Origin of the sequence: Thermus sp. 2.9, from assembly GCF_000794385.1 — a bacterium.
Taxonomy (GTDB): domain Bacteria; phylum Deinococcota; class Deinococci; order Deinococcales; family Thermaceae; genus Thermus; species Thermus thalpophilus.
The window spans coordinates 1-19,455 of record NZ_JTJB01000049.1; the positions used below are offsets into that span (position 1 = coordinate 1).

Annotated in this window: 23 protein-coding genes, 1 tRNA gene and 1 pseudogene; 7 read left to right on the forward strand and 18 right to left on the reverse strand. The window is 67.5% G+C overall.

The features are described 5' to 3' along the window. Positions 1 to 239 precede the first annotated feature (239 nt). From QT17_RS14590 to rsmF, 3 genes are all read right to left on the reverse strand, one after another. Entirely contained in the window at positions 240 to 755 is a 516-nt protein-coding gene (locus QT17_RS14590) for a hypothetical protein (RefSeq protein ID WP_039460330.1), read from the reverse strand. Positions 756 to 775: 20 nt separating this feature from the next. Beyond that, on the reverse strand, positions 776 to 1,357 hold the full coding sequence (locus tag QT17_RS14595; protein ID WP_039460300.1) for a transposase family protein: 582 nt from the start codon (positions 1,355 to 1,357) through the stop codon (positions 776 to 778). A gap of 211 nt (positions 1,358 to 1,568) precedes the next feature. Then, complete coding sequence (gene rsmF, locus QT17_RS12000; RefSeq protein WP_039460302.1) at positions 1,569 to 2,936, reverse strand: 16S rRNA (cytosine(1407)-C(5))-methyltransferase RsmF; 1,368 nt, start codon at positions 2,934 to 2,936, stop codon at positions 1,569 to 1,571. Positions 2,937 to 2,989: 53 nt separating this feature from the next. Between rsmF and acpS the strand changes: the two genes are divergently transcribed. After that, the gene (acpS, locus tag QT17_RS12005) at positions 2,990 to 3,367 is read left to right on the forward strand and encodes a holo-ACP synthase (protein WP_039460303.1); all 378 of its coding nucleotides are present in this window, start codon (positions 2,990 to 2,992) and stop codon (positions 3,365 to 3,367) included. On the opposite strand, the gene QT17_RS12010 is transcribed toward acpS, so the two are convergent. Both QT17_RS12010 and QT17_RS12015 read right to left on the reverse strand, forming a co-directional pair. Then, positions 3,345 to 3,710 (reverse strand): DUF4870 domain-containing protein, encoded by a 366-nt coding sequence (locus tag QT17_RS12010; protein WP_039460305.1) that lies wholly within the window; start codon positions 3,708 to 3,710, stop codon positions 3,345 to 3,347. The genes acpS and QT17_RS12010 overlap by 23 nt on opposite strands. A 41-nt stretch (positions 3,711 to 3,751) precedes the next feature. Further along, entirely contained in the window at positions 3,752 to 4,312 is a 561-nt protein-coding gene (locus QT17_RS12015) for a lysophospholipid acyltransferase family protein (protein WP_039460332.1), read from the reverse strand. Positions 4,313 to 4,389: 77 nt separating this feature from the next. Here QT17_RS12015 and der point away from each other — a divergent pair, with 77 nt between their 5' ends. Then, the gene (gene der / locus QT17_RS12020; protein WP_039460307.1) at positions 4,390 to 5,688 is read left to right on the forward strand and encodes a ribosome biogenesis GTPase Der; all 1,299 of its coding nucleotides are present in this window, start codon (positions 4,390 to 4,392) and stop codon (positions 5,686 to 5,688) included. Positions 5,689 to 5,703: 15 nt separating this feature from the next. Here der and QT17_RS12025 read toward each other — a convergent pair whose 3' ends face one another. Further along, positions 5,704 to 6,753 carry an MFS transporter gene (locus QT17_RS12025; RefSeq protein WP_039460309.1) on the reverse strand — a complete coding sequence of 350 codons (1,050 nt, stop codon included), beginning with the start codon at positions 6,751 to 6,753 and terminating at the stop codon, positions 5,704 to 5,706. Positions 6,754 to 6,773: 20 nt separating this feature from the next. On the opposite strand from QT17_RS12025, the pseudogene QT17_RS14925 reads away from it, so the two are divergent. From QT17_RS14925 to QT17_RS12040, 3 genes and pseudogenes are all read left to right on the forward strand, one after another. Beyond that, positions 6,774 to 8,899 (forward strand): annotated as a pseudogene (locus QT17_RS14925) (primosomal protein N'). A 1-nt stretch (position 8,900) separates the two neighbouring features. Further along, entirely contained in the window at positions 8,901 to 9,965 is a 1,065-nt protein-coding gene (alr, locus tag QT17_RS12035; protein WP_039460310.1) for an alanine racemase, read from the forward strand. Positions 9,966 to 9,968: 3 nt separating this feature from the next. Then, positions 9,969 to 10,289 (forward strand): DUF3208 domain-containing protein, encoded by a 321-nt coding sequence (locus tag QT17_RS12040; RefSeq protein WP_039460312.1) that lies wholly within the window; start codon positions 9,969 to 9,971, stop codon positions 10,287 to 10,289. On the opposite strand, the gene QT17_RS12045 is transcribed toward QT17_RS12040, so the two are convergent. Genes QT17_RS12045 through QT17_RS12080 form a run of 9 tightly spaced genes read right to left on the reverse strand, consistent with a single transcriptional unit; the run spans position 10,286 to position 16,859 of the window. After that, on the reverse strand, positions 10,286 to 10,978 hold the full coding sequence (locus QT17_RS12045) for a glucodextranase DOMON-like domain-containing protein (RefSeq protein ID WP_039460334.1): 693 nt from the start codon (positions 10,976 to 10,978) through the stop codon (positions 10,286 to 10,288). The genes QT17_RS12040 and QT17_RS12045 overlap by 4 nt on opposite strands. Positions 10,979 to 10,986: 8 nt before the next feature. Next, entirely contained in the window at positions 10,987 to 12,201 is a 1,215-nt protein-coding gene (yvcK, locus tag QT17_RS12050) for a gluconeogenesis factor YvcK family protein (RefSeq protein ID WP_052155214.1), read from the reverse strand. Continuing rightward, complete coding sequence (rapZ, locus tag QT17_RS12055) at positions 12,182 to 13,003, reverse strand: RNase adapter RapZ (protein WP_039460314.1); 822 nt, start codon at positions 13,001 to 13,003, stop codon at positions 12,182 to 12,184. Before rapZ ends, yvcK begins: the two co-directional genes overlap by 20 nt. 8 nt (positions 13,004 to 13,011) lie before the next feature. After that, positions 13,012 to 13,791 carry a CPBP family intramembrane glutamic endopeptidase gene (locus QT17_RS12060; RefSeq protein ID WP_039460338.1) on the reverse strand — a complete coding sequence of 260 codons (780 nt, stop codon included), beginning with the start codon at positions 13,789 to 13,791 and terminating at the stop codon, positions 13,012 to 13,014. After that, complete coding sequence (locus tag QT17_RS14780; RefSeq protein ID WP_255347468.1) at positions 13,788 to 13,922, reverse strand: hypothetical protein; 135 nt, start codon at positions 13,920 to 13,922, stop codon at positions 13,788 to 13,790. The genes QT17_RS12060 and QT17_RS14780 overlap by 4 nt, the downstream gene beginning before the upstream one ends. Next, the gene (locus tag QT17_RS12065; protein WP_039460316.1) at positions 13,894 to 14,079 is read right to left on the reverse strand and encodes a hypothetical protein; all 186 of its coding nucleotides are present in this window, start codon (positions 14,077 to 14,079) and stop codon (positions 13,894 to 13,896) included. The genes QT17_RS14780 and QT17_RS12065 overlap by 29 nt, the downstream gene beginning before the upstream one ends. Before the next feature lie 9 nt (positions 14,080 to 14,088). Next, positions 14,089 to 14,952, reverse strand: coding sequence for an SPFH domain-containing protein (locus tag QT17_RS12070; protein ID WP_039460318.1), 864 nt, complete (start codon positions 14,950 to 14,952; stop codon positions 14,089 to 14,091). Between the two features lie 12 nt (positions 14,953 to 14,964). Further along, a complete protein-coding gene (locus QT17_RS12075; RefSeq protein ID WP_039460320.1) occupies positions 14,965 to 16,143 on the reverse strand; it encodes an ABC transporter permease in 1,179 nt (392 codons plus the stop codon). Continuing rightward, on the reverse strand, positions 16,140 to 16,859 hold the full coding sequence (locus QT17_RS12080) for an ATP-binding cassette domain-containing protein (RefSeq protein ID WP_039460322.1): 720 nt from the start codon (positions 16,857 to 16,859) through the stop codon (positions 16,140 to 16,142). Before QT17_RS12080 ends, QT17_RS12075 begins: the two co-directional genes overlap by 4 nt. A gap of 55 nt (positions 16,860 to 16,914) precedes the next feature. On the opposite strand from QT17_RS12080, the gene QT17_RS12085 reads away from it, so the two are divergent. Next, entirely contained in the window at positions 16,915 to 17,199 is a 285-nt protein-coding gene (locus tag QT17_RS12085) for a hypothetical protein (protein WP_039460323.1), read from the forward strand. Here QT17_RS12085 and QT17_RS12090 read toward each other — a convergent pair. Then, on the reverse strand, positions 17,196 to 17,759 hold the full coding sequence (locus tag QT17_RS12090) for a cob(I)yrinic acid a,c-diamide adenosyltransferase (protein WP_039460325.1): 564 nt from the start codon (positions 17,757 to 17,759) through the stop codon (positions 17,196 to 17,198). The genes QT17_RS12085 and QT17_RS12090 overlap by 4 nt on opposite strands. Positions 17,760 to 17,831: 72 nt before the next feature. Between QT17_RS12090 and QT17_RS12095 the strand changes: the two genes are divergently transcribed. Further along, positions 17,832 to 17,908: transfer RNA gene (locus QT17_RS12095), tRNA-Ile, on the forward strand. A gap of 68 nt (positions 17,909 to 17,976) precedes the next feature. On the opposite strand, the gene QT17_RS12100 is transcribed toward QT17_RS12095, so the two are convergent. Together QT17_RS12100 and QT17_RS12105 are read right to left on the reverse strand one after the other, a co-directional pair. Then, on the reverse strand, positions 17,977 to 18,249 hold the full coding sequence (locus QT17_RS12100) for a hypothetical protein (protein WP_039460326.1): 273 nt from the start codon (positions 18,247 to 18,249) through the stop codon (positions 17,977 to 17,979). Continuing rightward, positions 18,246 to 18,959, reverse strand: coding sequence for a transglycosylase SLT domain-containing protein (locus tag QT17_RS12105; protein WP_235283923.1), 714 nt, complete (start codon positions 18,957 to 18,959; stop codon positions 18,246 to 18,248). The genes QT17_RS12100 and QT17_RS12105 overlap by 4 nt, the downstream gene beginning before the upstream one ends. Positions 18,960 to 19,455: the final 496 nt, after the last annotated feature.

The window sequence follows — 19,455 nt, forward strand, 5'->3', positions numbered from 1 at the left end:
CACTCCCCCCAAAGGGCCAAAGGAGCTTCCTCCCCCGCTCCCACCGCACCAGGGCCAGGAGCCGGCTATGCCCCCGCACCCGCCGCACCTCCTCCCCCCCGCGGTACCGTGGGTGAGGACCTCTTTGGGACTCGGCTCTCACCGGGGAAAGCCGCGCTTGCCCATGGCGCTAGGATGTATACCGTACACGAAGTTTGCAAGGCAAGCCCAGGGGTTGTGGGCTTGCCCAGACTTGACCGTTATTCCGCATAGAGCCCCAGGAACCTGAGGGCGGAGAGGGGATGGAAGGAGAAGACCTCCAGGGCCGCCTTCTTCCCCCTCACCCCCTTACGGTGCAAAAGGGAAACCAGGTACCCCCTCAGCACCGCCAACACCCAGGCCGCCACACCCCGCGCCTGGCACCCGTCCTCCCGCAAAAGCACATCCCGCACCCAGAAGGAGCCGTTCTCTATCCCCCACCGCCCCACCAAAAGCTCCCCTAACCGCCTCGCGTCCGCCACCTCCGCCCCCAAGCTCGTCAGGGCATAGCTCACCCCCCGCCGCACCTCCCCCGTCCCCTTGTGCATCACCTCCCGCTCCAGGCGCACCACTTGTTTCACCCCAGGAAAGGCCCGCATCCCCTCGGGCAAGTACGGGGAGGCCCACACCCGGTACCGCCACACCTCCCCGTCCCGCTCCACCCTCCAGGCCGCCTCCGTCTCCCCGGGCAGCCGCCCCCCTTCCATCCCCCGGAACACCTCCACCGCCCACCCCAACAGCCCCCTCTGGTTCCCCTTCAGGACCAAGAGGTAATCCCCCCCTTTTCCCGGATGGCCTCCGCCACCTCCGGGTACAGGTACCCCGCGTCCCCCACCACCACCTTCCCCACCAAGTCCTCCGCCCCCAAGGAGGCCAGAAGCCGCCTCAGGGCCTCCGCCTCCCTCCCCTCCGCCTGGGCCTGGGCCAGGGTGGTCCGCAGGTGCAAGGCCAAGACCTCCACCAGGCGCACCTGGGGGGATGGTCCCTTGCGGCTCCCCCTTAGGGTCTTCCCGTCCACCACCCACACCCCATCCAGTTGGGCTTCGGGGAAGAGGGAGAGGAGGGCCTTTTGCAGGCCTTCGGGGTCCAGGCGGGGGAGGAGGGAGGTGAGGACGTAGTGCCCCGGGGGTTTGCGCAGGCCCAGGTGGGGCAGGAGGTGCGGGTTGGCGCGGGCGAAGCGGGCCACGCCGCGACTGCTTTGCCCGAGGGCAAACACGTTCTGGGAATCCACGCGGCAGAGGAAGGCCAGGAGGATGAGGGCCAACAGACCCCACAGGGGGTATTGCCGGTTCTTGCCCCGGGGGTCGGGGACTTGGGCCAGTGCCTCGCGCAGGGTCATGGGGTTGGGTCTACCTCAAGAGGTGTATAGCGGTCAAGTCTGTTTTGCATCCTCAAGGCAGAGAATAGGTGGCAACTTGGGTTATACTACTACGGACGGCAAACAGAGGAAATTTGACGCCCAAGTATTCCGCGTCCCAAAGCTCCCAGAAAAAGCCTCTTATGCCCTCCAGGACATTGGGAAACAGCAATGCATCTAGGAGACCGGTCCGTCAAAGCCTAACCCCCACGGGCCGTAGCACCCCTCCCTTGGCCTTGCCGAAGTCCAAAGGGAACTCCCCCACCCCCGTCCGCAGCACCACCAAGGCCAAGGCCACGTCTCCCCCCTCCCACCCCACCTCTTCCCCCGTGGCGAAGGCAAGGGCCCTGGGATCTTCCGGCGCTAGGGCCAGCCGGGGAAGCCTCGGCCAAGGCAAGGTGGCCCCGAAGGCCAGGGCCAGGGCCTTGGCGGGGCGGAAGCGCCCCTTTTGCGCCAGGCCCAGGTAAAGCCCTGGGGCCGGGGCCTTAAGCCCCGCCAGGGATGGAAGCCCCTCGGGCAGGAGGTAGAGGTGCCCGGCCCGCTCCAGGATAGGCCCCTCCAGGGATAGCTCCGCCTCCTGCAAAAAAGCGGAAAGCACCCGCTTGGCCTCTTGGGAAAGGGGTGGAACCCGCTCCAGCCTGGGGGTGGCCCAAGCGCCTTCTCGCCGCCGGAAGCGGGCGAGGAAGTGGCCCTCGCCCTGAAGGCGGTGGGGCCAGAGCCGGGCGGTTTTGGCCAGCTCGGGGTTGCCGTCCCCCCAGTCCGGCACCCCGGGGGAAAAAAGGGGGTGGAAGCGGGCATCCTCCAGAAGGAAGTCGGGATGCGCCCTCAGGAAGTGGGCCACCACCCCCTCGTTTTCCTCGGGGGCGAAGGTGCAGGTGGAGTAAACCAAGACCCCCTCCGGTCCCACCAGCCGGGCAGCCTGGGCCAGAAGGGCCTTCTGCACCTCGCTCGCCCGCTTGGGAGCGGAGGGCCCCCAGTGGCGGATGGCCTCTGGGTCCTTGCGGAACATGCCCTCCCCCGAGCACGGGGCGTCCAAAAGCACCCGGTGGAAGTAAGCGCCGAAGGCCTCCGCCAAGGCCCGTGGTGGGGCCTGGGTCACCCCCAGGCGTGCCCCCCAACGCTCCACGTTTTCCAGGAGCCCCCACACCCGCTTCCCGTCCACCTCGTTGGCCAGGAGAAGCCCCTCCCCCCGCATCCTCGCCGCCAGGTGCGTGGTCTTCCCCCCCGGGGCCGCCGCCAGGTCCAAGACCCGCTCCCCCGGCTTCGGGTCCAAGAGCACCCCCACCGCCTGGGCGCTCGGCTCCTGGATGTAGTAAAGCCCGGCGTAGAAAAAAGGGTGAGGGCCAGGCCGGGCCTCCTCGGGGTAGTAGAACCCCTCGGGGCACCAGGGAATGGGGGCCAAAGGCCAGGGGGAAATCCTTAGGAAGTCCGCTGGGGAAAGCCTCAGCGTGTTCACCCGAAGCCCGTAGGTCCTCTCCCCTTGGGTGAGGGCCCGGAGGAAGGCGGGAAACTCCTCCCCCAAAAGCTCGGCCATGCGGGAAAGGAAAGCCCTCGGCAACACCCGTGTACCCTAGCACGGGCAAGCCCTTCCCCTCAAGGCGGTAGACTAGTCCCGTGATCCAAGCCGTGGGCGCCGATCTGGTGGAAATCGCGCGGGTGCGAAAGCTCCTGGAACGCCACGGGGAAAGGATCCTAAAGCGGCTCTTCACCGAGGAAGAGCTAGCCTACGCCCTCGCCCACCGGGACCCCGCCCCAAGCCTCGCCGCCCGCTTGGCCGCCAAGGAGGCCTTTCAGAAGTGTTGGCCCAGGCCTCTTTCCTGGCGGGACGTCTGGGTGGGGCTAGAGGGAAAGCGGCCCGTGCTGCGGTTTGCGCCGGGGCTACGGACCGAACTCCAGAACGAGGGCCTCCGCGCCCACCTCACCCTCAGCCACGAGCGGGGCATGGCCTTGGCAGTGGTGGTTCTAGAGGTCAAGGCACAAGGCGCAGAATGAGTACGTATCGGTAAACCTCGCCTCGCCCAGCGGCCAAAGCTCCTTGGATCATGTTCCATAAAGCAACCGCCACGAGTGCCAGACCGAGCGGCACGGCGATGAACACACCAACCACCGTAATTGCCAAGAGGAACAAAGCCAGCCCATACAGGGTGTAGCTGATTTGGCCGTTTAAAGCCTCCTTAGCATGGTCCTGCACAAAGGGGGTCTTAGGCCCCCAAAGGAAGATAGCCAAGGGCAGCAAAATCTGGCCGACAAGAACGAAGTAACCCACCAAAGGCGCCAAGTGGGCCACCGCCGCCCAAGTCCGCTCCGTATCGGAAACAGGAGTGGGTTGTTCCATGCGCCCATTCTAAGGCTGCCCCTTTAAAAAGCAAGTCCCGGTTATTCCGCCTCCTCCTGAATGCGGATGGGCCCCTGTTTTTCCGGCCTCAGGCCCACCTTGTCCTGGTAAAAGGCGCGGATCTCCGCAAAATCCCGCCTCAAGTCCCCCGTGGGGTAAAGATACCCCCCGATGCCCACCTCCTTCCGGCGGAAGTCGGCGTACCCCAAGGCGATGGGCACCCCCGCCTTTAGGGCCATATAGTAAAAGCCCGTGCGCCAGTAGGGGGCCTTCCCTCGGGTGCCCTCGGGGGTGATGAGAACGGCTAGCTTTTCCCGCTTCAGGATCTCCGCCACCTGGTCCACCAGGTTGCTCCGCTTGGATCGGTCCACGGGTATGCCCCCCAGAAAACGCAAAAACCACCCCAGGGGAGGGCGGAAAAGCTCCTTCTTGCCGAGCCACCGGGCACGGATCCCCAAGGCCCAAAGGGCCAGGATCCCGATGAAAAAGTCCCAGTTGGAGGTGTGCGGCGCCCCGATGAGCACGTAGCTTCCCTCTGGGGGCGGAGGCATGTGGTACCGCCACCCAAGCCGCCGGAGTACCCAACCCGCCATCCTCTGCATCCCAAGAAGTATACCCCCTATGGTAAACTGGAAAAAGGCGGGGTGGGGGCTTCCCACCCCTCTTTCGTGGGGTAAAGATGCACAAAGTCGTCATCGTAGGCCGGCCCAACGTGGGCAAATCCAGCCTTTTCAACCGCCTCCTGGGCAAGCGGAGCGCGGTGGTGGCCGACGTGCCCGGGGTCACCCGCGACCTCAAAGAGGGCGTGGTGGAAGCGGAAAAGGGGCGCTTTCTCTTGGTGGACACCGGAGGGCTTTGGTCGGGAGACCGGTGGGAGAAAAAAATCCAAGAAAAAGTGGACAAAGCCCTTCAGGACGCCGAGGTGGTCCTCTTCGCCGTGGACGGCCGCGCCGAGCTAACCCCGGCGGACTACGAGGTGGCGGAATACCTGCGCAAAAAGGGAAAGCCCGTGATCCTGGTGGCCACCAAGGTGGACGACCCCAAGCACGAGGCCTACCTGGGCCCCCTTTACGCCCTGGGGTTTGGCGACCCCATCCCCACCTCCAGCGAACACGCCCGGGGGTTGGACGACCTTCTGGAAGCCATCTGGCAGAAACTCCCCGTCAAGCAGATTGACACCGAGCCCGAGGTGGCGGCCATCCGCTTGGCCATCGTGGGCCGCCCCAACGCCGGCAAGAGTAGCCTGCTCAACGCCATCCTGGGGGAAGAGCGGGTGATCGTTTCCGAGGAGCCCGGCACCACCCGGGACGCCATAGACGTGGAGTTCTTTTTCGGCGGCCAGCGCTTCATCCTGGTGGACACCGCCGGCATCCGCAAGCGCCCGGAAAGCCTGGTGGAGGAGCTCGCCATCCAGCGGAGCCTTCGGGCCCTCGAGGAGGCGGATGTGGCCCTTTTGGTGATTGACCCCTTCCAGGTGGGCGACCGGGAGCTGAAGCTCGCCAACCACGCCATGGAAAAGGGCAAACCCACCCTTCTAGTCATCACCAAGTGGGACCTGGTGACCAAGGAGGATGCGCCCAAGGTCCGCCGGGAGCTTAAGGAAAAGCTCGTCCACCTGGAGCACCTGCCCCGGGTCTTCACCTCCGCCTTCACCCGGCAAAACCTGGACAAGATCTTCCGTGAGGCGGCGCGCCTTCACGAACTCAACCACACCCGTATCCCCACGGCGGAGCTCAACCGCTTCGTCAGCGTCTGGACCACCAAGGTGCAGATGCCCAACTTCAAGGGCAAGCCCCTAAAGATTCTCTACGCCACTCAACCGGAAGTCGCCCCGCCCACCTTCGTCTTCTTCGTCAATCACCCCGAGTTCGTCACCCGCGCCTTTGAGAACTACCTAAAAAACCGCATCGGCGAAGACCTCGGGCTTAAGGAAATCCCCTTCCGTCTCGTATTCCGCAGCCGCCGGGAAGAAGCGTAAGGCGAACCCCTGGTTTTAGCGCACGGGGGCCAGGAGAAAGGCCAAGGCGCCCAGGGCCATCCCCACCCCCACCGCCAGGGGAAAGTTGTGAAGAAAAAAGGGGTAGAGGAGGCCCGCCAGGGTCCCGCCCAAGTAGAAGCTCGCCACGTAGGTCCCGCTCACCCCCGCCCCCCTTCGCCCCGCCGCCCCCGAGGCCAGGCTTTGGGCGGTGAAGAGGGCGGCCATCAGGAGGACGAAGCCCAGGACCAGGTGGGGCGGGGGGAGGAAGAGAAGCCCCATCCCCCCTAAGGCCAAGGCGAAGGCCAGGCGGAAGGTGGCCACCGCCCCAAACCGCCGGGCCAAGACGCCGGAAAGGGCGCTTCCCGGGATGCCGCAGAGGTAGGCCAAGTAGACCAAACCCACCTGCCCGGGGCCGTAGCCCCATTCCAGGAGGCGGTAGGGGAGTAGGTTGGCGAGGAAGAGGTTCAAAAAGAGGAGAATAGCCCCCACGGCGTAGAGGGGGAAGGCCGTTAGGTCGTACCGGGGCCTTCCCAGGGGGGGAAGGGCGGCGGGGGCCCGGAGGACGAGAAGGCCCAGGAGAAGGGCGGGGAGGGAGAGGAGAAGGAGGGCCCCCCGCACCCCAAGCCCCTCCGCCAAAAGCCCCGCCATGACCCGGCCCAACCCCCCTCCGAGGACGTTGCCCGCCATGTAAAGCCCCGCCATCTCCAAGGCCCGCTGGGGGTAGAGGAGGGGCACCAGGGCGATGGCCAAGGCGGGCACCAAGGCCGCCCCCACCCCTTGGAGGAGGCGGGAGAGGGTCCAGAGGAAGAGGCTTGGGCTCAAGGCTCCCAAAACCCCGCCCAGGCCCACCAGGAGAAGCCCCCCGCCCAGTAGGGCGCCCGCCGGCCAGGGGAAGCGGGGCACCAGGGGGGAGAGGAGGACCAAAAGGAGGAGGGGAAGCCCCATGCCCGGCCCCGCCGCCCCCGGGGGGGCGTGGTGGAGCCTTTCCAAAAGGGGTAGGAGGGGGACCACGGCGTAGAGGGCGCTGTAAAGGGCCACGCCGGAGAGGAGGACGGCCAGGCGCATCCCCCTTATGCTAGGCCCATATGCGGGTCCTAGAGGTGGCCTTGCCCCTTCCCTTCCCCCCATGAGCTACCTGCCCCCCCTGGGGGCCGAGGGGGAGGAGGCCTTGGGGCGGCGGGTGGCGGTGCCCTGGCGGGGGGAGGTGCGGCTCGGGGGTGGTGGTGGGGGGAGGGGGGAAGGGGGGGAAGGCCCTCCCACGCCCTCCGCCACGCCATCGCCTACCTGGACCAGGGCCCTTACCTGCGCCCGGAGGAGATCCTCTTCCTGGAGGAGGCCGCCCGCTACCTCTTCGCCCCCTGGGCCAGGTCCTGGCCGACCTCCTTCCCCCTTCCCCAAGGTGCGCCACCGGGTGCGGCTCTACCCGGGGGCGGACCCGGGCCTCCTGCCCAAGGGCCTCGAGGCCCTAACCTCCTGGCAAGACGCCAAGGGGTTTGACCCGAAGCTTTTGGACCCCTTACGGGAGGCCGGGCTTTTGGAGGAGGAGGTGGCCTTCAAGGAGGGAAAGAGGGTCTTAAGGCCCCTCAAGGAGGCCCACCCCGACCCGGAGCTCAACCGGGTGCTCCAGACCCTTCACTCCCTCGGCCAGGCGGAAAGCCTCGCCGCCCTGGCCCGGGCGGCGGGGGTGGGGGTGGGGCGGGTGAAGCGGCTTCTGGCCGAGGGGTATGTGGGCTACGGCCCTCCCCTTCCCCCCTCTCGGGAAGGGAAGGACGTGGCGCCCCTATTCCTCCCCGAGCGGCCCGGGCGGGTGAACGGGGGGCGGCTTGGGGAGCGGGTGCGGCTCCTGAAGGGGCTTTTGGCCGAGGGGGACCACCTGGTCCTCTTTCCCGAGATGAGCCTTTTGGAGAGGTTTTTGGAATACTTCCCCGAGGCCAGGCCCTACCACGGGGGGCTTCCCCTTTGGGAGCGGGAGGCGCTTTTTAGGAGGCCGGGCGGGGTCGTCTTCGCCACCTACCCCGGCCTCCTCCTCCCCTTCACCCCCGCCTCCTTGGTGGTGGTGGAGGAGGGAAGCGAAAGCTACAAACTTCCCTCCGGCACCCGGGCCTTCATCCCCCCCTTGGCGGAGCTTAGGGCGAGGCTTTTGGGGGTGCCCCTCACCTACCTTTCCCTGGTGCCTGCGGTGGAGGTCTTGGAGCGGCCGGGCCTCACCTTTCCCGTGCCCAAGCCGCGCTTGCTCCTCTTGGACCTGAGGCGGGAGAAGGGCTTCCCCCTCACGGGGCGGGCTTGGGCGCTCCTCAGGCAGGTGGAGGAAAAGGGCCGGCAGGCCCTGGTCCTCGCCGCCCGCAAGGGGTATAGCGCCCTCCTCCTCTGCGCCGACTGCGGCTACAAGCCCACCTGCCCCGACTGCGCCCTCCCCTTGCGCTACCACAAGGGGGGGAAGGGGAGGCTTCTTTGCCACCAGTGCGGCCACGAGGAGGCTCCCCCCGCCCTCTGCCCTGTGTGCGGCTCCACCCTCCTGGAGCCCAAGGGCCCGGGGTTGGAGTGGCTCCAGGAAGTGTTGCGGCATAAGCTTAGCCTTCCCGTCTACCGCTACGCCAAGGACGCCCGGGACGACCTTACTCCCCTCCTCCAAGGGGCTCCGGGGGTGGTGGTGGGAACCACGGCCCTCCTCAGGGGTCCCGTCCTCCCCGAGCTCGCCCTCGTCCTCCTGCCCTACGCCGAGGGGTTTTTGCTGGAGGCGGACTTCCGGGCGGCGGAGCGGTACCACCGCCTCCTTTGGGCCCTCACCGAGCTTCGCCCCGGCAGGAGACCCCTCCTTGCCCTCCAGACCTACCACCCCGACCACCCCGCCCACGAAGCCCTCCTGGAGGGGAGCGTGGAGGCCTTCCCCTGGGCGGAGAAGGCCCTGCGGGAGGCCCTGGACTACCCGCCCAAGGTGCGCATGGTGAAGCTGGAGGTGGCCCACCGCAAGGAGGAGCGGGCCTTGGCGGAGGCCTACGCCCTCCTGGAGGCCCTAAAGGGGGTGGCCCGGGAGGGGGAGGTGCTGGGGCCTGCCCCGGCCCCCGTGCCCCGGGTGAAGGGGCTATACGTCTACCACCTCCTCCTGAAGGGGAGCACGGAGCGGCTCGCCGAGCTTCTCTCCCGCCTGGACCGCCGCCGCTTTAAGCTGGACCCCGACCCCCACCGCTTCGTGGGGCTTTTGGAGGATTAACATGGCCCTTGTGGAGGCAAGGGCCTGGATGGAGGTGGACCTAAAGGCCCTTTGGGCCAACTGGCGCTTCCTTTCCGCAAGGGCAAAGGGGGAGGTGATCCCCGTCCTCAAGGCGGACGCCTACGGCCACGGGGCCTTGCCCCTGGCCCGCTTCCTTTTCCAGAAGGGGGCGCGGCGGGTGGCGGTGGCCGCGGTGGGGGAGGGGCGGGCCCTGCGGGAGGGGGGCGTGGAGGGGGAGGTCCTCCTCCTGGGAAGCCTCCACCCCTTGGAGGCGGAGGAGGCCCTTAGGTGGGGCCTCACGCCTACCCTTTCCACCCTCGAGGCCGCAGAGGCCCTGGCGGGGCGGGCGAGGGCCCTGGGGCTCACGCCCCGGGCCCACCTCAAGGTGGACACCGGGATGAACCGGGTGGGCTTCCCCTGGGAGGAGGCCCTCCCTGCCCTAAGGGCGGTGGAGGCCTTGGGCATCCGGGTGGAGGGGGTCTACAGCCACCTGGCCACCGCGGGGGAGGATGCTGCCTTCGTGGAGGTGCAGCGCCGCCGCTTCCAGGAGGTGCGGAAGGCCCTTGGGGAGGGGTACTTTTACCACCTGGAAAACTCCTTGGGCCTCCTCCTCCACGGCGGGGAGAACGTGCGGGTGGGGCTCGCCCTCTACGGCCTCGTCCCCGGCTTCGGCCTGAAGCCCATCCTCCGCCTCCTCGCCCGGCCCACCCTGGTGAAGCGCCTGAAGGCGGGGGACCGGGTGGGCTACGGGGGAGAGTATGTGGCCCGAGGGGGGGAGTGGCTCGCCACCCTGCCCGTGGGCTACGCCGACGGCCTTCCCCGGGGGGCGGTGGCCTGGGTGCGGGGGCCTTCCGGGGCTCTTTGCCCCGTGGCGGGGCGGATCTCCATGGACCAGACCACGGTCCTCCTCCCCGGGCCCGTGGGCCTGGAGGCGGTCTTTGAGGTCCTCTCCCCCGACTTCGGCCCCACGGGGCTCCTGGCCTGGGCCGAGGCCCGGGGCACCATCCCCTACGAGGTGGCGGTCCACCTCTCCCGCCGCCTTCCCCGCTTTTACCTTTACGATTAGCCTGTGCAGGCGGTTCGGCTCTTCCAGGGATACCTCTGGCACCCCAAGGAGGCCTCCTTGGACCTGAAGGCCCTCCTCCCCGAGGAGGTCCTGGGGGCGAGGCTCCTCCTGGACGAGGTCCCCCCACCCCTCCCCTTCTTTGAGGACGGCACCCCCACCCACACCCAGCGCTTTCACCAGCTCACCCTCCTCCTCCTCACGGAGGACCCCCCTGAGGCGCTAAGGCCCGTGGCGGAGGAGGCGGCGAGGCTCTTAGGAGCCTGCCTCGAGGCCCTTCCCCCCGGGGTGGGGTGGCTTCTCTTGGAGGACCTGAGGCCCCTTTAGCGCCGAAGGAGAAAGGCGAGGAGGAGGGAAACCCCTCCCAGGGCAAAGGCCAGGAGGCTTTCCCACCTCAGGGCGAAGCCCTGGGGCCGAAGGGGCTTGAGAACCCCCTTCTGGTAGGCCTCCACCTGCTCCAAGGGCCTTTCCGCCAGAAGGTCCACCACCGGGGGGCTTCCTGGGGGGGCGCCCAGGGTCCAGGGCCCCCCTTCCCCGCCCGCAGGCCGCAGGTACCAGGGGGCGAAGGGGTCAAAAAGCCCCACCGCCCCGTAAACCCCGTACCGCCCCGGGGGAAGCCCCGTGCTCACGGCCACCCATTCCCCTTCCCGCCAAGCCCGCACCGCCTCCCGTCCGCCCCCCGGGGTGCGCTTCTCCGCCCCGAAGCCCGTGAGGACGTAGGCCACTTCCCACCCCTCCCCTTGGGGGGTGGTGAGGCCTGGGAGGAGGGTCTCCTCGCCCCCTTTTTCCGTGTCCAGCCAGAGGACCACCGTGGCCAGGCTGAAGCCCAGGGGGCCTTCCAGGGGGTTAGGGTAGCGGGCGAGGCGCACCTTGAGGACCAGTTCCCCCCTGTCCTCCCCCGCCACCGCCAGGAGGTCGGCGTACCCCTCCCCCGCCTCCCGGAAAAGGGTTGCCCGGGGGTAGAGGTAGGCCAGGCCCTGGTCATCGCCCAAGGGGTCTTGGAAGAGGAAAAGCACGCCCACCTTTATACCAGGCCCAGGAGGGCTTGGACCACCTTCTTGGGGTCGTGTTGGGCCAAGGGGCCCTCCTCGCGGAAGTCCCCCGTGAGGACCCGCACCCCATCGGCGGCGAAGGGCCGGGGGTCAAAGGTCACGGGGTGGCGCCCCTCGGCGGCGTAGCGCTTCAGCACCTCCTCCGGGATGGGGGCGGTGTGCACCAGGACCACCTCGGGCCTCCGCCCCAGGTGGTAGGCCACGGCCTTGTAGTGCTCGTAGGCGGTGTAGCCGTCCGTCTCCCCGGGCTCGGTCATGAGGTTCGCCACGTAGACCAAGGGAGCCTTGGCCTGCTGCACCGCCTTCTGAAGGGGCTTGGGCAGGAAGCTTGGGATCACGCTGGTGTAGAGGCTTCCCGGGCCCAGGACCAAAAGCTCCGCCCGGGCGATGGCCTCCAGGGCCTCCGGCATCACCGCCTCGGGCTCGGGCTCCAAGAAAACCTCCCGGATCCGCCCCCGCCTTTCCCGGATGGCCACCTCCCCCACCACCTCCCCCCCGTCCTGGAAGCGGGCCTTCAGGCGCACCGCCTCGGGGGTGGCGGGGAGGACCTGGCCCCTCAGGTTCAGGATGGCGTTGGCCCTCCGCACCGCCTCGGCGAAGTCCTCCGAGGCCTCAAAGAGGGTCACCAGGAAGAGGTTGCCGAAGGTGTGCCCCTTAAGCTCCCCCCGGTCAAAGCGGTGGGCGAGGAGCTCGGGCAGGGCGGGGTGATCGGAGAGGGCGGCCAAGCAGTCCACCAAATCCCCCACCGCCGGCAGGCCGTAGGAGAGGCGAAGCCGCCCCGTGGAGCCCCCGTCGTCCGTCACCGCCACAAGGGCGGTGGTGTGGACGGTGTGCTCCTTAAGCCCCCTGAGCACCCGGGAAAGCCCTGTCCCCCCGCCGAAGGCCACCACCTTGGGGCCCCGTTCCAGCCGTCGGCGCACGTAGACCCTCTCCGGCACCTCCTCGGGCTCGGTGAAGGCGGCGAGCATGCTCCGGTTCATGGCCCATATTCCTAGGACGGCCAGCAGAAGCCCCCCGAAAAGGAGGCCCCAGGGCCATGGGCCCCCGAGGCCCAAGGTGGGCAGGAGCTCGGCGAGCCCCACCCCGAAGAGGAGGACCCCGAGGAGGGCGAGGAGGGCGAAGCGCTTCACCCGCATCCCCGGGTAAAGCCAGCGCAAGGAGGGGGGGCTAAGCCTCCTTTTCCACATCCCGGTGGGTCACCTCCACGCGGAAGCGCCCGGAGAGCTCCTCCGCCAGCCGCTCCGCCACCGCCACGCTCCGGTGCCTTCCCCCCGTGCAGCCCACGGCCACGGTGTAGAAGGCCCGCCCCTCCGCCCTCGCCCCCTCCGCCGCCAAGCCCGCCACGGTGAGGAGGGCGCGGTAGTAGGCCTCCAGGTCCTCCCGGAAGACGTAAGCCTTCACCTCAGGGTCCAGGCCGCTTTTGGGCTTGAGGGCGGGGTCGTAGTGGGGGTTGGGGAAGGGGCGTACGTCCAGGACCAGGTCCGCCTCCGAAGGCGGCCCCCACTTAAAGCCGAAGGAGAGGAGGCGCAAGGTAAAGCCCGCTTCCTCCCCCAAGAAGCGCACCAGGGCTTCCTTGAGGGCCCGGGGGGAGAGATCGGAGGTGTCCAGGACCAGGTGGGCTAGGCCCCTGAGGCACCCTAAGGCCTTCCGCTCCTCCTCTATCTCCCGCATAAGGTTCCCCGCCCCCAGGGGGTGGAGGCGGCGGGTGAGGTTGTAGCGCCTTAGGAGCACCTCGGGGCGGGCCTCGAGGAAGACCACCACCGGTCTAAGCTCCGCCAAGGCCCCTTCCAGCTCGGCGAAGAAGGGGAGAGCCCGGGCGTCCAGCACCACCCCAGCCCGCTCCATCCCTCGGGCGGAAAGCTCCTCCAGAAGGGGTTTCCAGAGGCTTGGGGGGAGGTTGTCCACCATGAAGTAGCCCTGGTCTTCCAAAAACCCCTTGGCCGTGGTCTTCCCCGCCCCGGACAGCCCGGTGAGCACCAAAAAGCGCATCCTCCTGACTATACCCGACTCCTAAGCCAGAGGTTGAAGAGGGCCATGAGAAAGAACCCGGGGAGCCCCACCACCCCTATCAGGAGGTCGTGCGTCCTTTCCACCGCCACCAAGGAAAGCCCCGCCACGGCGTTTAGCGTGCCGTGGAGGAGGGCCGCCGCCAGGATGGATCCCCCCTTCTCCCGCACGTGGAGGAGGGCCGGGGTGAGGAGGAGGGTGAAGAGGATCGTCATGGGGACGCCCAGAAGGGGCTCTTTGGGGTAGTTGTGCCCGGCGAGGACCAAGGGGGCGTGCCAGAGACCCCAATAAAAGCCGATCTCCAGGCTGGCGGGCCAGAAGCCCCGCTCCCGGAGCTTTTCCCAGAGGTAGCCCCGCCAAAAAAGCTCCTCCCCCAAGGCGGCCAAGAGGTTCACCGTGGCCCCGGCCAGGAGCCCTTGGAGGAGAAGAAGGGCCCAAAGGGCGGCTTCCGGAAGCGCCGGGGCCTCCGGGGGGAGGAGGCCCTTCAAGCCCTTCCAGGCCCCAAAGGGGAGGCTTAAGGGGAGGGAGAGGAGGGTGAGGCCCACGGGGAACAGCCAAGCGAAAAGCCAGTAGCGGTTGGGCCTAGGGGAGAGGGGAAGCCTCAGGCCTTCCCTTCGGGCGAAATAAAGGGCCACAAGCCCGGGGACCCACATGTAGAGGAACCCGAAGACGGCGTTTTCCCAAGAGGGGCTCCCCCACCTGCCCCCAAGGAGGTAATAGGCGAGGAAAAGCCCCCAGGAAAGCCCGTAGACCCAGTAGATGGCCTTCATGGCGTCCACCGGGTGGGGTCCAAAGGGTTTGGCAAAAGCTCCCTCCCGTCCTTGGGAAGCAAGGCCCCTTCTACCCGCCTGGCCTCCACCGGGCGAAGCCGCCTAGGGTTCGCCTCCCGTTTCGCCTCCATCCGCATCCTTCCACCTCCCCGCCTTCTTGGCCGCCTCCTTCAGGAGGTACTCTATCTGGGCGTTCACGCTCCTGAGCTCGTCCTGGGCCCACTTTTCCAAGACCCGGTAGAGCCTCGGGTCCAGGCGCAACAAAAACCGCTTCTTCTCCTCCTTCACCCCGCTCCTTCAGGTGTACAAGGTGCCCACGTTCACCACGGGCTGGGCCTGGGCCTCGGCCACCAGGGCCACCATGAGGTTGTTCACCATGGCCGCCCGGCGTTCCTCGTCCAGGCCCAGGCCATGGGCCTCGAGGCCCGCCAAGGCCTCCTTCACCATGTCCACCGCCGCTTCCACGATGAGCTTCCGCGCCGCGATCACCGCCAGGGCCTGCTGCCGCCGAAGCATGGCCTGGGCCACCTCGGGGGCGTAGGCCAGGTGGGTGATCCGGGCCTCCAGGACCTCCACCCCCGCCACCCGTAGCCGCTCCTCCACCTCGGCCTTGAGCTCCTCGGCCACCTCCTCGGGGTTGCCCCTAAGGGAGCGCCCCTCGGCATCGTACGGGTAGCGGCTCGCCAGGGCGCGGATGGCCGCCTCCGCCTGGATGGCCACGAAGGCTTCGTAGTTTTCCACCTGGAATAGGGCCTTGGCCGTGTCCACCACCCGCCAGACCACCACGGCGGCGATCTCAATGGGGTTGCCTTGGGCGTCGTTCACCTTGAGCCGGTCCGAGGTGAAGTTGTGGACCCTCAGGGAAACCCGCCGCCTTGCGGCCAGGGGGTTGGCGAAGTGGAAGCCCTCCTCCCGCACGCTCCCCACGTAGCGCCCCAGGAAGACCAGGACCGCCCCCTCGTTGGGCTGCAGGGTGAAGAGGCCGGCCAGGAGGAGGCCGCTTGTGAGGAGAGCGGGAAGGAGGTGCCAAAGGTAGGCGAGCTCCCGCTCCCGCACCAAGCCGTACCCCGCCCACCCGAACCACAGGAGGGCCAGGAGGAGGAGGAAAAGACCCAAGAAGCCGCTAACCCGCCACGCCGGAAACTCCTTGACCTCACGCATCTTTGCTCCTTTCTAGTTCCGGAACACCACCTCTTCCCGGGCGAAGACCCGCACGGAAAAGCCCAGGGCCAAGGCGGCGTAAACCAAGGTGGACCCCCAGGCCAAAGCGGCCTGCGCGGGGGTGGCGGTTCCCTTGAGGAGGGCGTCCATGAGGAGGGCCACGTTGAAAAGGGGAAGGAGGTGGTGCCACGTCTCCAGCTCCAAGAAGCCCCTAAACTGCAGGAAAAGGAGGGGCAAGAGGGCAACGAGTTGCAAGGGGGCCAGGTAGCTTTGCGCTTCCTTGTAGCTCCTGGCGTAAAGCCCGAGGCCCACCATCACCGCCCCCATGAAGAGGGCGAGGAGGGAAGCGGAGAGGAAAAGGGCCACGAAGCTCGCCCCGTCCAGGACCACCCGCCCGCCCAGGTCCAGCACCTGGCCCGTTTCCGTCAGGATCCCCCCGCCATAGCGGGCGGCCAAGGCCCCGCCCAAGGCTAGGCCCAAAAGCCCCGCCACCCCGGAAAGGAGGGCCATGACCACCGTGGCCAGGGTCTTCCCCAAGGCGATCTGCCATAGGGGCACGGGGGCCATGAGGAGGGCCTCGAGGGTCCCCTTTTCCTTCTCCCCCGCCGTGGCGTCCACCGCCACCACCTGCCCCCCGGAAAGGACGAAGACCACCAGGAAAAAGGGGAGGAGGAACCCCAAAAGCCCCCCGGCCCGTTCCCGCTCGGGGGAAGCGTTCTGAACCTCCACCCGAAAGGGTTGGAGCACCTCCACGGGCATCCCCCGCCGCGCCAGGACCTCGGCCACCTTGGCCTCCTTGAGGGCCTGCAGGGCGCTTTGCACCCTGCCCGCCACCACCTGGCCCTCCGTGAGCCCCCCGGAAAGCCGGGCGTAGACCCTATAGACACCTTCCTGGTACAAGACCCCAGCGGGGTACTTCCCCTCCCGCACCGCGCCTTCCGGGTCCTCCACGGCCACGGGGGCCAGGTTGGCCTGGCGCAGGGCCGAAAGCGCTTCTTCCGGGAGGCCTGCCACTGCCACCTCCTGCCGCTTTTCCGCCGCCCCTTGCATGAGGCGGTTCAGGAGGAGGCTCGGCCCGAACATGAAGACGGGCATGAGGAACACGGGCAGCACCAAGGTGGAGAAGACCAGCTTCCGGTCCCGGAAGACCTGGACAAGCTCCTTCCAGAGGATGCGGTAGATCCCCTTCACGCCGCCTCCTTTACCGCCTGGATGAAGGCCCGCTCCAGGCTCCCCTGGCCCAGGGCTAGGGCCTCGGTCTTGGTGCCCTCGTAGACCAGGCGGCCCTGGTGCAAGAAGCCCACCCGGTCCGCCACCTCCTCCGCCTCCGTCATCACGTGGGTGGAGTAGACCAAGGTGTTCCCCAGGTCCCGGTAGGCCTTGACGAAGTCCAAAAGGGCCCGCCGGGCGAAGATGTCCAGCCCCGCCGTGGCCTCGTCCAGGAGGAGGACGGGGGGGCGGTGCAGGATGGCCCGGGCGATGACCACCTTCTGCCGCATGCCCGTGGACATCTCCATGACCTTTTTGTCCAGGGCCTCTTCCATCTGCAAAAGCCCCGTGACCCAGTCCAGGGCCTGGCGGAAGGCTTGGCCCTGAAGGCCGTAAAAACCGGCGAAAAAGGCCAAGACTTCCCGCCCGGTGAGGCGGTCGTAGACCCGCATCCCCCCGTTCACCAAGCCCAGGCGCTGGCGCACCGCCAAGGGGGCTTCTCCCACGTCAAACCCCGCCACCCGGGCCGTGCCCGCCGTGGGCTTCACCAAGGTGGCCAGGACCCGCAAGGTGGTGGTCTTGCCCGCCCCGTTGGGCCCCAGGAGGGCGTAGACCTCTCCGGGGTTCACCCGGAAGGATAGGCCCTCCACCGCCCGGTGGGTGCGGTAGCGCTTGGTCAACTGGATGACTTCAATCATATAGCGATATGATATCACACCCTGACTTCCCGTCAACGCCCATAATGGGAGGAGGATGAAGGCCATGACCTTCTGGGTGAAGCCGGAAAGCTCCATCGGGGCTTTGCCCGAGGCCAAGGACCTGGTGCAAGACCTCTTGGAGCTTTTCTACGAGTACTTCCCCGAGTACGAGGGGTGCCTGGGCTTTTCCCAGTCCCCCCGGCGCCCCCGCTACCTCTTCCTCTACATGGAGGGTCCCTGCGGCGGGCTTCTGCCCTCCGCCGCCTCCTTCCTAAAGGAACTTTTGCAGACCGCCTTCCCCGGGGCCGAGGTGCGGGTTTACGGCAAGCCCTGGCCTTAACGCCGCTTCTTGACGAGCCAGGCTTCTTCCCGCACCCCCGTGCGGGCGTTCACCACCCGGGCCAGGACGAAGAGGAGGTCGGAAAGCCGGTTCAGGTAGCGGATGGCCTCGGGGTTCACGGGCTCTTCCCGGCTTAGGGCCACCACCTTGCGCTCGGCCCGGCGCACCACGGTGCGGGCCAGGTGCAAGGCTGCGGCCGCGGGGTGCCCCCCGGGCAGGATGAAGCCCGTGAAAGGGGGGCTTTCCTCCATGTAGCGGTCAATGGCCTTTTCCAGGGCTTCCACGTCCTGGGCGTCCATGCGGGCGATGTTTTTCTCGTAGGGGCTTCCCATGCGGGTGGCCAGGTCCGCCCCCAGGTCAAAAAGGGCGTTTTGCACCCGCTCCAATAGGTCCTGCAGGTCCAGGTGCTCCCCGGGCAGGAGGCTCCGGGCCAGGCCGATGGCGGAGTTGGCTTCGTCCACGGTGCCGTAGGCCTCCACCCGTGGGTGGGCCTTCACCACCCGCTCGGCCCCATAAAGGCCCGTTTCCCCGGCGTCACCGGTTTTGGTGTAGATCTTCACGGCTTCCATTGTAAGCCGTGGCGCGGGCTTGAACCAAAGGACACCTTGCGCTATGCTAATACCTGCGTGCGGGGGCGATTAGCTCAGCTGGTCAGAGCGCACGCCTGATAAGCGTGAGGTCGGTGGTTCAAGTCCACCATCGCCCACCACGATGCGCAAGGGAAAATCCCCCGGGCCTAGCTACCCGGGGGATTGACCTTTGACACCTACACAACACCTAATAGCCGGTGGCCAGGTGGTAAATGAGATACCCCACCGCCGCCCCGAGGAGGGCCGCCACGGCTCCGGCCGCCCATGGGTGGCGCTTCGCCCAGGCCACAAACTGCCCCGAGATGGTGAGGCCCGTGCGCCGCACAGCCCAGCACTCCACCACTGCCAGCCACAGGGAAAGGCCCGCCAGGAACAAAAGCCACCAGGAAAGGCCGGCCAGGGCGAAGGCCGCACCAAGGGCGGCGAACATGATGAGGATGCCCCATGGAATCCTGCTCATACCCTTAGCTCCGAATACTCAGACGCCCAGGCCAGGATCTGGCCCACATACGCGTCGTTGCGCTCGCCCCTCCGGTAGGCGGTGGGCCCCCGGTTGTAGGCGTGCAGGACATCGCACCACGTGTGGAACTGCCCCCGAAGCCAGGCCAGATAGCGGATCCCCGCCGCCGTGGCGTACTGCACCCGGGCCGGGATGGGCATGTTGAGGAGGAGGGTGGGGTCCATGCCCACCTGGCGGAAGGCGCAGGGTTTGACCTGAAGCGGGCCGATCTCGGACCCCGAGGCGCAGGTGGCCCCGTTGCTGCTGATCTGGAGGGCGTACGCCACCCGGTCCACGTGGGGGTTGAAGGAGGACTCTCGCCGGGCCAGGGCCACCACGAGGTCCGGGGGCACCCCCATCCCTTCCGCCTGGGCCAGGGCCCCGGCCACGATCTGGGCCAGGTTCCGCCCCCCGCAGTCCCCGCAGGACTGCCGGGCCAGGGCGGGGTTGACTTCCGAAATGCGAGCATAAATGCGGTCAATCAAGCTCCACCGGTCCTTGTCCAAGGGCGGGGGCCCCGGGGGAGGGTAGGGGCAGTCCGGCGTTGGGGAGGAGGAGCCCCCGGGCTTGGTGGCCCTGGCCGTGCCGGCCCTTCCAGCGCCTGCCAGGAGGGCTATCCCACCCAGGAGGCCTAAAAAGACCAGGGCCTTATTGGATCTTGCGCTTGGCATCTTCGGCCCCCCTAAAGGTCCTACTGATGCGCTTCCTGCCTCGGTTTAGGGTCAGGTAGCCGCCAGCGTAGTACCACGCGAAGGCGTTCAGATCACCGTAGCGCACCCCAGTGCCCTTCACTTCCCCCGCCACGTGGTGAAAGGATTTACGGGCCCCCGGGGCTACGGTGGCCCCGGGTTGAGGAGTGGGAGTCGCAGGGGGAAGGACCAGGCTTCTGGCACGCACGGTAGGCACCATCACGGCCCCCAAGTGATTCCCCAATAGCCGATGAAGAGTTTATGTAAGCTGTCCTTGGTAAACTCCTGGCCGGAATCAAAGACGAGGTTTAAGGTGGCGGGGGTTAGAAACACGCTTTTAATGGTCGCTAGGTACTGACTAGAACTTAGCAACAATGACGCGGACCTTTGACGCCCGGATGCGTTAGCGTATTGTAACGAAAAGGTAGATGCGCCAGAAACACTATACGTGTCGTGTATGTATGTCAACGGGACCGCC